14 protein-coding genes and 1 pseudogene are annotated in these 14835 nt (G+C 60.8%); 9 read left to right on the forward strand and 6 right to left on the reverse strand.

Annotated elements, in window-relative coordinates; all coding sequences use genetic code 11:
* Positions 1–89 precede the first annotated feature (89 nt).
* The gene (locus tag K0F88_RS08390) at positions 90–710 is read right to left on the reverse strand and encodes a TetR/AcrR family transcriptional regulator (protein WP_084320882.1); all 621 of its coding nucleotides are present in this window, start codon (positions 708–710) and stop codon (positions 90–92) included.
* Between the two features lie 139 nt (positions 711–849).
* On the opposite strand from K0F88_RS08390, the gene copC reads away from it, so the two are divergent.
* The 9 genes from copC (at position 850) to K0F88_RS08435 (ending at position 9621) form a co-directional block, all read left to right on the forward strand.
* Positions 850–1215, forward strand: a complete 366-nt coding sequence (copC, locus tag K0F88_RS08395; RefSeq protein WP_219094813.1) for a copper homeostasis periplasmic binding protein CopC — start codon at positions 850–852, stop codon at positions 1213–1215.
* Positions 1216–1218: 3 nt separating this feature from the next.
* Entirely contained in the window at positions 1219–2076 is an 858-nt protein-coding gene (copD, locus tag K0F88_RS08400; RefSeq protein ID WP_219094814.1) for a copper homeostasis membrane protein CopD, read from the forward strand.
* A gap of 240 nt (positions 2077–2316) precedes the next feature.
* The gene (locus K0F88_RS08405; RefSeq protein ID WP_219094815.1) at positions 2317–3612 is read left to right on the forward strand and encodes an OprD family porin; all 1296 of its coding nucleotides are present in this window, start codon (positions 2317–2319) and stop codon (positions 3610–3612) included.
* A gap of 267 nt (positions 3613–3879) precedes the next feature.
* Complete coding sequence (locus K0F88_RS08410) at positions 3880–4698, forward strand: NAD(P)-dependent oxidoreductase (protein ID WP_219094816.1); 819 nt, start codon at positions 3880–3882, stop codon at positions 4696–4698.
* Between the two features lie 53 nt (positions 4699–4751).
* Positions 4752–5645: an SMP-30/gluconolactonase/LRE family protein gene (locus K0F88_RS08415; protein ID WP_219094817.1), complete on the forward strand. Its 894-nt coding sequence runs from the start codon at positions 4752–4754 to the stop codon at positions 5643–5645.
* A 62-nt stretch (positions 5646–5707) separates the two neighbouring features.
* Positions 5708–6679, forward strand: a complete 972-nt coding sequence (locus K0F88_RS08420) for a TRAP transporter substrate-binding protein (RefSeq protein WP_094471975.1) — start codon at positions 5708–5710, stop codon at positions 6677–6679.
* Between the two features lie 78 nt (positions 6680–6757).
* On the forward strand, positions 6758–7285 hold the full coding sequence (locus tag K0F88_RS08425) for a TRAP transporter small permease (protein WP_094471974.1): 528 nt from the start codon (positions 6758–6760) through the stop codon (positions 7283–7285).
* On the forward strand, positions 7286–8566 hold the full coding sequence (locus tag K0F88_RS08430) for a TRAP transporter large permease (protein WP_094471973.1): 1281 nt from the start codon (positions 7286–7288) through the stop codon (positions 8564–8566).
* A 170-nt stretch (positions 8567–8736) separates the two neighbouring features.
* Complete coding sequence (locus K0F88_RS08435) at positions 8737–9621, forward strand: aldose 1-epimerase (RefSeq protein ID WP_219094818.1); 885 nt, start codon at positions 8737–8739, stop codon at positions 9619–9621.
* Here the strand turns inward: K0F88_RS08435 and K0F88_RS08440 are convergent.
* The 5 genes and pseudogenes from K0F88_RS08440 to K0F88_RS08460 form a co-directional block, all read right to left on the reverse strand.
* Positions 9606–11333 (reverse strand): NahK/ErcS family hybrid sensor histidine kinase/response regulator, encoded by a 1728-nt coding sequence (locus K0F88_RS08440; RefSeq protein ID WP_219094819.1) that lies wholly within the window; start codon positions 11331–11333, stop codon positions 9606–9608. The genes K0F88_RS08435 and K0F88_RS08440 overlap by 16 nt on opposite strands.
* Positions 11317–12480 carry an alcohol dehydrogenase-like regulatory protein ErcA gene (gene ercA, locus K0F88_RS08445; protein WP_094471970.1) on the reverse strand — a complete coding sequence of 388 codons (1164 nt, stop codon included), beginning with the start codon at positions 12478–12480 and terminating at the stop codon, positions 11317–11319. Before ercA ends, K0F88_RS08440 begins: the two co-directional genes overlap by 17 nt.
* Positions 12481–12687: 207 nt before the next feature.
* The gene (pqqE, locus tag K0F88_RS08450; protein WP_010455116.1) at positions 12688–13821 is read right to left on the reverse strand and encodes a pyrroloquinoline quinone biosynthesis protein PqqE; all 1134 of its coding nucleotides are present in this window, start codon (positions 13819–13821) and stop codon (positions 12688–12690) included.
* Positions 13818–14570 (reverse strand): pyrroloquinoline-quinone synthase PqqC, encoded by a 753-nt coding sequence (gene pqqC, locus K0F88_RS08455; RefSeq protein ID WP_094471969.1) that lies wholly within the window; start codon positions 14568–14570, stop codon positions 13818–13820. The genes pqqE and pqqC overlap by 4 nt, the downstream gene beginning before the upstream one ends.
* Before the next feature lie 136 nt (positions 14571–14706).
* Positions 14707–14835 (reverse strand): annotated as a pseudogene (locus tag K0F88_RS08460) (pyrroloquinoline quinone biosynthesis protein B); the annotation flags it as partial.

The raw sequence follows: 14835 nt of genomic DNA on the forward strand, positions 1-14835 counted from the left end.
TTCTCTGGTGTACACAGCCTGTGTGTACGACATGAATCACTGTGGGAGCGGGCTTGCCCGCGATAGGGTCGGCAGCAACAACGTAAATCTCAAGGCTCCAACCCGATCCCCCGCAATATCACACTTGTCACCGTCTGCACCGCCCGCTCGAACTGCATGTCCGACAGCGGCTGATGGTCATTGAGGATATTCACCTGATGATCAAAGTCCGCGTAATGCTGGGTCGAGGCCCAGATCATGTACAGCAGGCTTGAAGGTTCCACCGGCAGGATGCGTTTGTCGTCCACCCACTGGCGGATTTTCGCTTCTTTCATCTTGGCCCAGTCGTACAGGCTCGCGTCCAGCGCCACGCCCAGGGTGGGTGCGCCGTGGATGATTTCATTGGCCCAGACTTTCGACCCATAAGGCCGGCTGCGCGAGTGGTTCATCTTGGCGCGGATGTAGCTGCTGAGCACCACGCGTGGATCGTCGAACATCTCGAAGCACAACGCGTCCTGCTTCCAGACTTCCAGCAGATCGAACAGTACCGCGCTGTACAGTTCGGTCTTGGTGCTGAAGTAGTAATGCAGGTTGGAGCGCGGCAGTTGCACCTCTGCGGCAATGTCAGCCATGGCGGTGCCGCCGAAGCCTTTTTCGGCGAAGACTTTTTCGGCCCCGAGCAAAATCTTCTCGACGTTACTGCGACGAATCTCGATCTTGTGATTGCCCATGAGGGCTCCCTGACTACAGCGTTGGCCAAGACTAGCATCCGCTCTACCTCGCGGCGACAAGGGAAAAACTAAACTTCGTTTACCCAGGTGCTCGCAGGTAAACTGGCGCTTCTTTCGACCTGCCTCCGAGGTATTCACGATGCTGCTCAAGAAAGCCCTGACCACCGCCGCCCTGCTCGGTTCGTTGCTCGCCGCGTCATCGGTGTTTGCCCATGCCCATCTGAAAAGCCAGACCCCGGCCGCCGACAGCACCGTGGCCGCACCAACGGAATTGCGCCTGGTATTTTCCGAAGGCGTCGAGGCGACCTTCACCAAGGTCACGGTCAGCAAGGACGGCGCCGATGTGCCGGTGAAAAGCCTGGCCACCGAAGGCAGCGACAAGAAAACCCTGGTCGTCACCCCGGCCGCGTCTCTGACACCTGGTGCTTATAAAGTCGAATGGCATGCGGTGTCGGTCGATACCCACAAAAGCGAAGGCGCCTACAGCTTCAAGGTTGGCCAGTAATTCATGACCAGCGCCATGGTGCTGTGCCGCTTTGTGCATTTCACCGTGGTGCTGATGCTGTTCGGGGCCTGGGTGTTCGGGCCTCTGCTGCTAACCCGAGACACGGCGCTGGGCAAACCGCTGGCGCGAGTGACCCGATGGCTCGCAGCGCTGGCGCTGGTGACCGGCGTCTTTTGGTTGCTGCTGATCACCGCCAGCATGGCCGGGGCTTGGGACGCAGCCTTCGATCCGTCAACCCTGCGACTGGTGTTGAGCAATACGTTTTTCGGTCAGGTCTGGCGCTGGCATTTGCTGTTCAATGCCTTGTTAGTGGCGCTGCTGCTGACGCCCTGGCGCTCCAGCCATTCCCTGCGGATCGGCCTCGCGAGCCTGCTGCTGGCGACCCTCGCCCCAGTCGGCCACGGCGCCATGCTCGACGGCCTTCAAGGCCAATGGCTGATCTTCAATCAAATCATTCACCTGACCTGCGTCGGCGCGTGGCTCGGCGGGTTGATGGTGCTGGTGATGATCCTGCGGCAACCGGCAGGCCATGCCGTCCGTGCAATTCTGCAACGTTTTAGTGGGGTCGGTTACGCCTTGGTCGCCGGGTTGCTGGTGACCGGTTTGATCAACGTGCGCGTCCTCACCGGGCAGTTCTGGCCGACGCCGCTGCTGTCCGGGTTTGCGTTGATTCTGCTGATCAAGGTGGTGCTGGTCGCCATGATGCTGGGGTTGGCGTTGTTCAATCGGTTGCGGATCAAGGAGTGCGAGCAACGCCTCGCCACGCTGAAAACCAGTGTGATCGTCGAATGGTTGCTGGGGATTGGTGCGGTGGCAGCGGTTTCCCTCCTGGGCACCCTGCCCCCGGTGATCATGAACTGAAACCGGATCCCCTGTGGGAGCGAGCCTGCTCGCGATAGCGGTAGCACAGTCAACACCCATGCAAGCCGAACCACCGCTTTCGCGAGCAAGCCCGCTCCCACAGGGATTCGACGACAACTCGTCAAGTCATCGTATAACTTCTGATTGACAATCCCTGAAAGCCCCGCAAATAATCGCCGCAATGTTGTACGACGACGTATGACAAAAAATAAAAACAACAAGAAAAAAGGGAGCTTCACTGTGAGCAAACTCGTCCGCAATTCCTTCGCCAGCACCCCTCGCCCGACCTTTGTACGCCGCACTACCCTGAGCCTGATCGGTTGCAGCGGCCTGGCCTTTGCCTTGCCGATGACCAGCTATGCAGAAGGTTTCGTTGATGACGCCAAAGCCACGTTGAACCTGCGTAACGCCTACATCAATCGCAATTACACCAACCCGGCCTATCCCCAGAGCAAGGCTGAGGAATGGACGCAAAACTTCATCCTCGACGCCAGGTCCGGGTTCACCCCGGGGCCCGTCGGTTTCGGCGTGGATGTGCTGGGCCTGTACTCGCAAAAACTCGACGGCGGTAAAGGCACGGGCGGTACACAGCTGTTGCCGATCCACGACGACGGCCGCCCTGCCGACAATTTCGGCCGCATGGGCGTGGCCCTCAAAGGCAAAATCTCGAAGACCGAACTGAAGGTCGGGGAATGGATGCCGGTGCTGCCGATCCTGCGCTCCGACGACGGCCGCTCGCTGCCGCAGACCTTCCGTGGCGGCCAGGTCACCTCCACCGAGATCAGCGGCCTGACGCTCTACGGCGGCCAGTTCCGCCAGAACAGCCCGCGCAACGATGCGAGCATGGAAGATATGTCCATGAACACCAAGGCCGCATTCACCTCGGACCGCTTCAACTTCGGCGGCGGCGAATACGCGTTCAACGACAAGCGCACCCAGGTCGGCGTCTGGTACTCGGAACTCAGCGACATTTACCAGCAGCAATATTTCAACCTGAGCCACAGCCAGCCTATCGGCGACTGGACCCTGGGCGCCAACCTGGGTTATTTCATCGGCAAGGAAGACGGCAGCGCCTTCGCCGGCGACCTCGACAACAAAACCGCGTTCGCCATGCTCTCGGCCAAATACGGTGGCAACACCTTCTACGTCGGCCTGCAAAAACTCAGTGGCGACGATGTCTGGATGCGGGTCAACGGCACCAGCGGGGGCACGTTGGCCAACGACAGCTACAACTCCAGCTACGACAACGCCAAGGAAAAATCCTGGCAGTTGCGCCACGACTACAACTTCGTCGCCCTCGGCATTCCCGGCCTGACGATGATGAACCGCTACATCAGCGGCGATAACGTGCACACCGGGGCGATCACCGATGGCAAGGAATGGGGCCGCGAATCGGAACTGGCCTACACCGTGCAAAGCGGCCCGCTGAAGAACCTCAACGTCAAATGGCGCAACGCGACCATTCGAAAGAGCTTCAGCACCAACGAATTCGATGAAAACCGCATTTTCATCAGCTACCCGATTTCGTTGTTGTAAGGCGTTTGTTCTGGCTGGCTCAAACCTGTGGGAGCGGGCTTGCTCGCGAAAGCGGTGTGCCAGGAAACATCCATTTCGCTCATTACACCGCTTTCGCGAGCAAGCCCGCTCCCACAGGGTCAGTGTGAAGTACAGAGCGATGCAGCACTGCGATGACCCTCCGTCATTTTCAACCAAAGTCGCGTTGACAAGACTCGGAAAGCCTTACGATACTTCGACAAAGTCATACGACAACCTACAACAATAATTGCGCACTCAGGGACTCCCATGACCACCACTTCCACAGCCCCTTTCAATCGCCTGTTGCTGACCGGTGCCGCCGGTGGCCTCGGTAAAGTCTTGCGCGAAAGCCTGCGCCCTTATGCCAACGTCATTCGCCTGTCGGACATCGCCGACATGTCCCCGGCCATCGATGATCGCGAAGAAGTCGTCACCTGCGATCTGGCGGACAAGCAAGCCGTGCACCAGTTGGTCGACGGCGTGGACGCGATCCTGCACTTCGGCGGCGTATCGACGGAGCGCTCGTTTGAAGAAATCCTCGGCGCCAACATCTGCGGCGTCTTCCACATCTACGAAGCCGCACGCCGCCATGGGGTGAAGCGGGTGATTTTCGCCAGTTCCAACCACGTCATCGGTTTCTACAAGCAAGGCGAAACCATCGACGCCCACTGCCCTCGCCGCCCGGACAGCTACTACGGCCTGTCCAAGTCCTACGGCGAAGACATGGCCAGTTTCTATTTCGATCGCTACGGCATCGAGACCGTGAGCATCCGCATCGGCTCCTCGTTCCCGGAACCGCAAAACCGCCGAATGATGAGCACCTGGTTGAGCTTCGGCGACCTGACCCAATTGCTCGAACGCGCGCTGTACGCGCCGAACGTTGGCCATACCGTGGTCTACGGCATGTCCGACAACAAGAACGTCTGGTGGGACAACCGTTTCGCGACCGCCTTGGGCTATGCGCCGCAGGACAGCTCCGAAGTGTTCCGCGAAAAAGTCGAAGCGCAGCCGATGCCCGCCGCGGATGACCCGGCCATGGTTTACCAGGGTGGCGCGTTTGTGGCGTCCGGCCCGTTCGGTGACTGAACCCGCTGACTTCACTTGATCCCCACAACAAAAACCCAAGGGAATGAGTTGCCATGCAAGCCGAACTGATTGTCGATGCCCGTAACGCGGTCGGTGAAAGCCCGGTCTGGGTCCACGAGGAAAACGCCCTTTATTGGGTGGATATTCCTGCCGGTGGATTGCAACGCTGGAGCGCCGACAGCGGTCATGTCGATGCCTGGACAGCCCCGGAAATGCTCGCCTGTATTGCCCGTCACCGCGATGGCGGCTGGGTGGCCGGGATGGAAAGCGGCTTCTTCCATTTGCAGCCGCACAACGACGGCAGCCTCGACAGCGAACTGCTGGCCCACGTTGAACATGCCCGCGTCGACATGCGCCTGAACGACGGTCGCTGTGATCGTCAGGGCCGTTTCTGGGCTGGCAGCATGGTGCTGAACATGGGCGCCAACGCCGCCGATGGCACGTTGTATCGCTACAGCGCCGGGCAACGCGGGCCGCTTGAAGCGCGACTCGACGGCTTCATTGTGCCCAACGGCCTGGGCTTCAGCCCGGACGGCCGGACGATGTACCTGTCTGATTCCCATCCACTGGTCCAGCAGATCTGGGCCTTCGATTACGACCTCGACAGCGGCACGCCATCCAATCGGCGGTTGTTTGTCGACATGAATCAATTCCCCGGCCGCCCGGACGGCGCTGCGGTCGATGCCGAAGGCGGCTACTGGATCTGTGCCAACGACGCCGGGTTGATTCACCGCTTCACCCCGGACGGCCGACTGGACCGATCCCTCGCCGTCCCCGTTAAAAAACCCACCATGTGCGCCTTCGGTGGCCGTCGACTGGACACGCTGTTCGTGACCTCGATTCGCCCCGGTGACGACCATGACCCGCAATCATTGGCCGGCGGCGTGTTCGCGCTCAATCCCGGCGTCAAAGGTTTACCGGAACCGCTGTTCAACGACCTGCTTTAACCGCTTCTGCTGCACCGCTGCGCCTTGAATACAAAAAAAATAACAAACTGGAGACACCCCCAATGGACTTCAAACGCACCTTGCTCGCCGCTGCACTCCCCTTGGCCTTCACCCTCAGCAGTGCCGCCCAGGCGCTGGAAATCAAATTCGCCGACATCCACCCCGCTGGTTACCCGACCGTAGTGGCCGAGGAACAACTGGGCAAAACCCTGGTGGCCGACAGCAACGGCACCCTGACCTTCAAGATGTTCGCCGGCGGTGTGCTCGGCTCGGAAAAAGAAGTGGTTGAACAGGCTCAGGTCGGCGCCATCCAGATGGCCCGGGTCAGCCTCGGCATCGTCGGGCCGGTAGTGCCGGACGTGAACGTGTTCAACATGCCGTTCGTGTTCCGCGACCAGGCGCACATGCGCAAAGTCATCGACGGTGACGTCGGCGACGAGATTCTCGACAAGATCACCAACTCCGGATTCAACCTGGTCGCCCTGGCCTGGATGGACGGTGGAACGCGTAACATCTACACGAAAAAACCGGTGCGTAAACTTGAAGACCTCAAGGGCATGAAAATCCGCGTGCAAGGCAACCCGATGTTCATCGAAACCATCAACGCCATGGGCGGCAACGGCATTGCGATGGACACCGGCGAGATCTTCAGCGCCTTGCAAACCGGCGTGATCGATGGCGCGGAAAACAACCCGCCGACCCTGCTTGAACACAACCACTACCAGAACGCCAAGTTCTACAGCCTGACCGGCCACTTGATCCTGCCTGAGCCGATCGTGATGTCGAAAATCACCTGGGACAAACTCACCCCCGAGCAGCAAGTCCTGGTGAAGAAAACCGCCAAGGCCGCACAGGCGCAGGAGCGCACCTTGTGGGACGCGAAATCCGCCAGCAGTGAAGAAAAACTCAAGGCCGCTGGCGTCGAATTCATCACCGTCGACAAGAAACCTTTCTATGAGGCCACCGCCTCGATCCGCGAGAAATACGGCGCGCCTTACGCCGACCTGATCAAGCGCATCGAAGCCGTTCAGTAACCCTCCCTGCCCTCATGAAAGGCCCGGCGCCGTTGACGTTGGTGTATGTCAGCGCGCGCCCGGTTACGGTGGAACACGATGAAGAATCTGCTGCTACGCATCAACGACAGGATTTACATGACCTGCATCTGGGTCGCCGGTCTGTCGGTCCTGACGATCTCCCTGATCATTCCCTGGGGCGTCTTCGCCCGCTACGTACTCGGCACCGGCTCCAGCTGGCCGGAGCCCACCGCCATCTTGCTGATGATGGTCTTCACCTTCATCGGCGCCGCGGCCAGTTACCGCGCCGGTGCGCACATGGCGGTGGCGATGCTCACTGATCGCATGGCCCCCGAGTTGCGCAGAGCCATGAGTATTTTCTCCCAGCTGTTGATGGCGACCATTTGCCTGTTCATGGCGATCTGGGGCACCAAGCTGTGCCTGTCGACCTGGAATCAGTTCATGAGCGCGATGCCGACGTTGCGCGTCGGCATCACCTACATGCCGATCCCGATTGGCGGGTTGCTGACGCTGATCTTTGTATTGGAAAAACTCTTGCTCGGTGACCAGAGCAACCGTCGGGTCGTGCGTTTCGACCTGGTTGAAGAAAGCGAAGGGGCTGCCTGAATGGACGCGTTGATTCTGTTGGGCAGTTTTATTGCGTTGATCCTGATCGGCATGCCGGTCGCCTATGCACTGGGGCTTTCCGCCCTGATCGGTGCGTGGTGGATCGACATCCCGTTCCAGGCGCTGATGATTCAGGTCGCCGGCGGCGTGAACAAATTCTCCTTGCTGGCGATTCCGTTCTTCGTCCTGGCCGGCGCGATCATGGCCGAGGGCGGCATGTCCCGCAGGCTGGTGGCCTTTGCCGGTGTGCTGGTCGGGTTTGTGCGTGGCGGCTTGTCGCTGGTCAACATCATGGCTTCGACGTTCTTCGGCGCGATCTCCGGTTCATCGGTGGCCGACACGGCCTCGGTCGGTTCGGTGCTGATTCCAGAGATGGAACGCCGTGGTTATCCCCGTGAATTCGCCACGGCCGTAACAGTTAGCGGCTCGGTGCAAGCCTTGCTGACCCCGCCAAGCCACAACTCGGTGCTCTATTCCCTGGCCGCGGGCGGCACGGTGTCGATTGCGTCGCTGTTCATGGCCGGCGTGGTCCCGGGTTTGCTGATGAGCGCGTGCCTGATGGTGCTGTGCCTGATCTTCGCGAAAAAGCGCAACTACCCCAAGGGCGAAGTCATTCCCTTGAAACAGGCACTGAAAATCTGCGGCGAAGCGATGTGGGGCCTGATGGCGATGGTCATCATCCTCGGCGGCATTTTGTCGGGCATCTTTACCGCCACCGAATCGGCGGCGATTGCGGTGCTGTGGTCGTTCTTCGTGACCATGTTCATCTACCGCGACTACAAGTGGAGCGAGCTACCGAAACTGATGCACCGCACGGTGAGGACGATTTCGATCGTGATGATCCTGATCGGCTTCGCAGCGAGCTTCGGCTACATCATGACGCTGATGCAGATTCCGTCGAAGATCACCACGATGTTCCTGACCCTGTCGGACAACCGTTACGTGATCCTGATGTGCATCAACGTCATGTTGCTGCTGCTCGGCACCGTGATGGACATGGCGCCGCTGATCCTGATCCTGACGCCGATCCTGATGCCGGTGATTCTGGGCATTGGCGTGGACCCGGTGCAGTTCGGCATGATCATGCTGGTGAACCTGGGAATCGGGTTGATTACGCCGCCGGTGGGCGCGGTATTGTTTGTGGGGTCGGCCGTGGGCAAAGTCAGTATCGAGAAAACCGTGAAAGCGCTGCTGCCGTTCTACGGCGTGCTGTTCCTGGTGCTGATGGCTGTGACCTACATTCCGGCGCTGTCGCTGTGGTTGCCGAATCTGGTGTTGTAAAACCGGTGTCGGGCAAGACTCCCTGTGGCGAGGGAGCTTGCTCCCGCTGGGGGGCGAAGCCGCCCCCTGCATTCGGTCAGACAAACCAAGTTGACTGGATTCTCGACTGCTTCGCAGCCGAACGGGAGCAAGCTCCCTCGCCACAAAAGCACTTCATTAGCAGGAAAATCATGGCGCCAAATATTCTAGAACTCACAGACGATCTCACCCACCTCACCCTCGCCCCCGAACTCGGCGGCAGCGTTGTCAACTGGACTGTTCGCAGCACCGGGCAACCGCTGCTGCGCCACAACGACGCCCACGCGCTGAACACCGGCCTGCCAGGCAAACTCGGTTGCTATCCCTTGGCCCCTTGGTCTAACCGCATCGCCGAAGGAGGTTTTGACTGCCCCAATGGCTGGCTCGCGTTGACGCCCAACAGCCTCACCGATCCGCTGCCGATTCACGGCAGTGCCTGGCAACAACCGTGGCAGGTGATGTCGCAGACCCATGACGAAGTCGTCCTGCAACTCAACAGCGCTGCACCCTTCGCCTATCGCGCCCGGCAGCGGTTTCATCTGAAAGAGGGCCGATTGAGTATCGATCTGCACGTCACCCACCTGGCCAAACACCCTGCGTGGCATGGGCTCGGCCTGCACCCGTACTTTCCGCGCACCGCCAACACCCGGCTACAGGCCAAGGCGGAAAAAGTCTGGTTATGCGATCAATCGAAACTGCCGACCGAACGGATGGACGTGCCCGCCGAGTGGGACTTTCATCAGCTCAAAACGCTGCCGGACACGCTGGTCGACAACGGTTTCTGCACATGGGACGGTCATTGCCTGATCCAGCAGCCCGAGCTCGGTTATGAACTGGAATGCCAGGCCACCGGCAGCGATTACTACCTGCTCTACTGCCCGGTGGGCCTGGGGTTTTTCTGCATCGAACCGGTCAGCCATCCGGTCAACGCCCACCACTTGCCGGGTCGGCCGGGGCTGCGTCTGCTGGAGCAAGGTCAATCCACCGAACTGGGTTTGAGCCTGCACTATCGCCCTCTCGACTACCCCAACATCTGACTCAGCACCGCACGCAACTTGCCGGGTTTCACCGGTTTATTCAGCAGCGGCGCGCCAAGTCGCTGCAACGAGCGCCGACATTGGTCAGTGCGGTCGGCGGTGATGATCACCGCAGGAATCGTCTGGCTGAAATGCTCGCGCAAATGCCGCACCACATCGCAGCCCACCACCCCGTGATCGAGGTGGTAGTCCGCCAGAATCAGTTCCGGCGCCCGTCCCTGCAGGGCCGCCAGCGCTGAGTGCTCATCCGTGGCAATGACCACCTCGCAGCCCCACTGCCCGAGCAGCGCGCTCATGCTCTCCAGAATGCTCACTTCGTTGTCCAGCACCAGCAGGCGCCGGCCCGGCAGCGGATTACCCGTGCCCGGCTGCGGCGCAGCCAGACTGATCGGCAGCGGAACCTCATGGGAAATCGGCACGTCAATGCTGAACATCGAACCGCGTCCCGGCCGTGAGTGAACGCCGATTTTATAGCCGAGAATCTTCGCAATACGCTCGACAATCGCCAGCCCCAGCCCCACGCCTTTGCGGTCGGCGGCGCGCCCGACATCCAGTTGATTGAATTCGAGGAAGATCGAGTCCAGCCGGTCGGCCGCGATCCCGCGCCCGGTGTCCCACACTTCCAGGCGCAGCATGTCGCCGCGCCGCCTGGCCCCCAGCAGAATGCTACCCTCATCGGTATAACGGCAGGCATTGCTGAGAAAGTTGCGCAAGATCCGCGTCATCAAACGCAAGTCGGTATGAATCGCGTAATCGCCCATGTGCACCCGCAGGTTCAACCCGGCGGCCTCAGCCACCGACTGGAACTCCGAGACCAGCGGCGCGAGCAATTCGTCGAGGCGGTACAACGCGACATCCGGCTTGACGGCAGCCTGATCGAGCCGGGAAATGTCCAGCAAGTCGGTGAGCAAATCTTCAGCGCCCTCCAGCGCCTGGTGCGTGCGCTCCACCAGCACCTGCTCGACGTCCGGCAATTTGCGCTCGCGCAAGGTCGAGATCAGCAAACGCGCGGCGTTGAGCGGTTGCAGCAAGTCATGGCTGGCGGCTGCGAGGTATTTGTCCTTGCTGCGGTTGGCGGCTTCGGCGGCGTCCCGGGCGTCGCGCAAGGCTTCCGCGATCTGTTTACTCTGGGTGATTTGCTGTTGCAGGTTGCGATTGGCTTCGAGCAATTCGTCGGTGCGCGCGGTCACCCGCTGCTCCAGTTCGTCATTGAGTTGTTGCAGGCGCTGCTGGGCGAGTTTGCGTTCGGTGATGTCGGCGACAAAACCCTCCACCAGCCCTTCCTGATCGGGTTTGAGCAGAAGGTTCATCAACACATCGAGGCTGCTGCCATCCTTGCGCCGCAATTGGGTTTCATAGCCGTGCAGGCTGCCCTGGTGGCGGAGGATTTCGCCGATGTTTTCCAGCTCCCGGGCACCGCCGACAAACAGGTTGCTCGCCAGGTCCGCCAGCGAGAACAACACCTCTTGCGGGTCCTGATAGCCGAGCATCCGCGCCAGCGCCGGGTTGGCGGCGCGCATGCCTTGCAACAGGCTGGCCTGGAAGATCCCGTGCACGGCGTTTTCGAACAGCCACTTGTAGCGATTGCGCTCGGCTTCCAGCTCGTCCAGCCGTGCGGCGAGTTCCGGGTAATGGCTATTGCGCGCCGAGTGGCTGCCCAGTCCCAGTAGCCCGGCGAGCGCGCGTTGCTGCTCGTCAGAGGGCTTCGCCATAGACGACCTCGACATCACGCTGACTGGATTCGCGCGGGTTGGTGAGAATGCACGGATCGTGCATGGCGTGCTGCGACAGGAACGGAATGTCGGCGGTGCTGACCCCGTGCAAACCCAGGGTTTCATGGAAGCCGATCGCGTGTTTCAGGGCGATCAGGTGCTCGACCAGCCGCCCGCAAATCTGCCGGTGATTGAGGCCACGGCAATCGATGCCCAGGGTCTCGGCGATCACCTTGAAGCGATCCGGTGCCGAGCTGTAGTTGAACGCCACCACGTGTTCCACCAGCACCGCATTGCACAAGCCGTGGGGCAAATCGAGGAAGCCGCCGAGGCTGTGGGACATCGCGTGCACCGCGCCGAGGATCGCGTTGGAGAACGCCAGACCGGCCTGCATGCTGCCGAGCATGATCTTCTCACGCAGGGCGATGTCGGTCGGGTTGGCGATCATCTGCACGAGGTTGCCGTTGATCAGGCGCATCGCTTCCAGTGCGTGCGGGTCGGTCAGCGGCCCGTGACCAGTGGAAACGAACGCTTCGATGGCATGCACCAGCGCGTCGATGCCGGTGCAGGCCGACAGGAACGGGTCCATGCTCAGGGTGGTTTCCGGGTCGATCAACGACACGTCCGGCACCACGGCCTTGCTGACGATGGAGAACTTCATGCGTTCTTGCTGGTTGGAAATGATCACGAATTGCGAGACATCGGCCGAGGTGCCGGCGGTGGTCGGAATCAGGATCAACGGCGGGCTGGGCACGCGGATGGTATCGACGCCTTCGAACTCAAGGATGTTGCGGCCGTGGGCGACGACGATGCCGATGCCTTTGCCGCAATCCATCGGGCTGCCACCACCGACCGCGACGATCACATCGCAATGATTTTCCTTGTACAGCTCGGCGCCGAGCATGACTTCCTCGACCCGCGGGTTGGGCGACACGTCGCTATAGAGAAAGTACTCGATGCCCTGGGCTTGCAGGCTGGCTTCGACATCGGCCACCCAACCGGCAGCAATCACACCGGGGTCGCTGACCACCAGCACCTTGCGCGCACCAAAGGTCTTGGCGCAGTTGCCGACGTTGTGCCGGCAACCGGCACCGAAGATGATTTCAGGCGAAACGAATTTACGCAGCTGGCTGAGACTCTGGCTCATTGGAAAGCCTGTTTTTATTGTTTTGAAGGTAGAACCACACTAACCCATCCCGACGCGAATGCAATCAGACCAATGGCTGGTCCCCATTCACCGCAGATCCCCTGTAGGCGCCGGCTTGCTGGCGATGGCGGCCGCACTGGCGACGTATGGCTCGCGGGCCTCATCGCCAGCAAGCCGGCGCCTACAGGGGGTTGTGTGCAGGGTGGGCTATCCGCGATAGATCAGCCGCGAAGCCTTCTCGTTACGCAACGTCAGATGCTCCATACCCTGCCCCGGCGCATCCGCTTCGTCGCGAGCCTTGAGAATCACCCCGTGGTGCGCGGACTTGCTGCACACCGGGTCGGCATTTTCGGCATCGCCGGTCAGCATGAATGCCTGGCAGCGGCAGCCGCCCAGGTCCTTGTGCTTTTCATCGCAGGAACGGCACGGCTCTTTCATCCAGTCATCGCCACGAAAGCGATTGAAGCCAAAGGATTCGGTCCAGATGTGCGAGACGCTGTGCTCGCGCACGTTGGGAAATTCCACCGGTAACTGGCGGGCGCTGTGGCAAGGCAACGCTGTACCGTCCGGGGTGATGTCGAGAAACAGGTTGGCCCAGCCGTTCATGCATGTTTTGGGACGCTCTTCGTAGTAGTCCGGGGTGACGAAGATCAGTTTGCAGGGATGCCCCTGGGCCTCGAGACGCTCGCGGTATTCGTTGGTGATGCGCTCGGCGCGCTGCAATTGTTCGCGGGTTGGCAGCAGGCCGACGCGGTTGAGCTCGGCCCAACCGTAGAACTGACACGTGGCCAGTTCGACGAAATCCGCCTCCAGTTCCAGGCACAGGTCGATGATCTGCGCGATCTGGTCGATGTTGTGCCGGTGGGTGACGAAGTTCAGCACCATCGGGTAACCCTGGGCTTTCACCGCCCGGGCCATGGCGAGCTTCTGGGCGAAGGCCTTGCGCGAGCCGGCGAGCATGTTGTTGACCTGCTCGTCGGCGGCCTGAAAGCTGATCTGGATGTGGTCCAGCCCGGCGACCTTGAAGTCGCGGACTTTCTGCTCGGTCAGGCCGATGCCCGAGGTGATGAGGTTGGTGTAGTAACCCATGTCCCGCGCGGCTTTGATCAGCTCGGCCAAGTCCTGGCGCACCAACGGCTCACCGCCGGAAAAACCCAGTTGCGCCGCGCCCATCTCCCGGGCTTCGCGGAACACCCGAATCCATTCTTCGGTGCTCAATTCCTCGCCTTGCTGGGCGAAATCCAGCGGGTTGGAGCAATACGGGCATTGCAACGGGCAGCGATAGGTCAGCTCGGCCAACAACCACAAGGGCGGACCGGGTGGCTGTTCGATCAGGTTCACAGGGCGATCCCCCGGTGCCAGACATTCTCCGTGGTCACCGTGTGATACGGCGCACGGCCCAACTCGTAGGCCATGCTCATCGCATCCAGCATGCTCCACAGCACGTCGAGCTTGAACTGCAGAATCTCCAGCATGCGTTGCTGGCCTTCGACGGTGACGTAGTGCGCCAGGGTGATGCGCAAACCATGCTCGACATCGCGCCGCGCCTGACTCAGGCGCGTGCGGAAATAGTCGTAACCGGACGGGTCGATCCACGGGTAATGCGTGGGCCAGGCGTCGAGACGGGACTGGTGGATCTGCGGCGCGAACAGTTCGGTCAGCGAACTGCTGGCCGCTTCCTGCCAACAGGCGCGACGGGCGAAATTGACGTAGGCGTCCACGGCGAACCGCACGCCGGGCAGCACCCGTTCATGAGAAAGGATTTGCTCACGGTCCAACCCCACCGCTTCACCCAGACGCAGCCAGGCTTCAATGCCGCCTTCGCTACCAGGCACGCCATCGTGGTCGAGGATGCGTTGCAGCCATTCACGACGCACGTCGCGGTCCGGGCAGTTGGCGAGGATCGCGGCATCCTTGAGCGGAATGTTTACCTGATAGTAGAAGCGATTGGCGACCCAGCCCTGAATCTGCTCGCGGGTGGCGCGGCCGGCGTACATGGCTTGGTGGAAGGGGTGATGAATGTGGTAATAGGCGCCTTTGGCGCGCAGGGCTTGCTCGAATTCGACGGGGGACATGGGTTGGTCTGTCATGGTGGTTCTCCGGGGAACAACCGCTGGGTTCGGTGTTGTCTGGTCGGGCCTCATCGCGGGCAAGCCCGCTCCCACAGGGATTTTCGGCGCGCACTGAACACTGTGGGAGCGGGCTTGCCCGCGATGGGGCCCTTCGCTACAGCTCAATACTCATGCCATCAAAAGCCACTTCAATCCCCCGCCGCGCCAGCAACGCGCGCTCAGCCGAGTCTTCATCAAGGATCGGATTGGTGTTGTTAATGTGGATCAGCACTTTGCGCTGGCG

Origin of the sequence: Pseudomonas sp. UMAB-40, assembly GCF_900095275.1 — a bacterium.
In the GTDB taxonomy this organism is placed as follows: domain Bacteria; phylum Pseudomonadota; class Gammaproteobacteria; order Pseudomonadales; family Pseudomonadaceae; genus Aquipseudomonas; species Aquipseudomonas mandelii_B.

Excerpts from the sequence above, each read along its gene's own strand:
- K0F88_RS08390 (WP_084320882.1), bottom strand. The coding sequence starts at position 710 with ATGGGCAATCACAAGATCGAGATTCGTCGCAGTAACGTCGAGAAGATT.
- copC (WP_219094813.1), top strand. The coding sequence starts at position 850 with ATGCTGCTCAAGAAAGCCCTGACCACCGCCGCCCTGCTCGGTTCGTTG.
- copD (WP_219094814.1), top strand. The coding sequence starts at position 1,219 with ATGACCAGCGCCATGGTGCTGTGCCGCTTTGTGCATTTCACCGTGGTG.
- K0F88_RS08410 (WP_219094816.1), top strand. The coding sequence starts at position 3,880 with ATGACCACCACTTCCACAGCCCCTTTCAATCGCCTGTTGCTGACCGGT.
- K0F88_RS08415 (WP_219094817.1), top strand. The coding sequence starts at position 4,752 with ATGCAAGCCGAACTGATTGTCGATGCCCGTAACGCGGTCGGTGAAAGC.
- K0F88_RS08420 (WP_094471975.1), top strand. The coding sequence starts at position 5,708 with ATGGACTTCAAACGCACCTTGCTCGCCGCTGCACTCCCCTTGGCCTTC.
- K0F88_RS08425 (WP_094471974.1), top strand. The coding sequence starts at position 6,758 with ATGAAGAATCTGCTGCTACGCATCAACGACAGGATTTACATGACCTGC.
- K0F88_RS08430 (WP_094471973.1), top strand. The coding sequence starts at position 7,286 with ATGGACGCGTTGATTCTGTTGGGCAGTTTTATTGCGTTGATCCTGATC.
- K0F88_RS08435 (WP_219094818.1), top strand. The coding sequence starts at position 8,737 with ATGGCGCCAAATATTCTAGAACTCACAGACGATCTCACCCACCTCACC.
- K0F88_RS08440 (WP_219094819.1), bottom strand. The coding sequence starts at position 11,333 with ATGGCGAAGCCCTCTGACGAGCAGCAACGCGCGCTCGCCGGGCTACTG.
- ercA (WP_094471970.1), bottom strand. The coding sequence starts at position 12,480 with ATGAGCCAGAGTCTCAGCCAGCTGCGTAAATTCGTTTCGCCTGAAATC.
- pqqC (WP_094471969.1), bottom strand. The coding sequence starts at position 14,570 with ATGACAGACCAACCCATGTCCCCCGTCGAATTCGAGCAAGCCCTGCGC.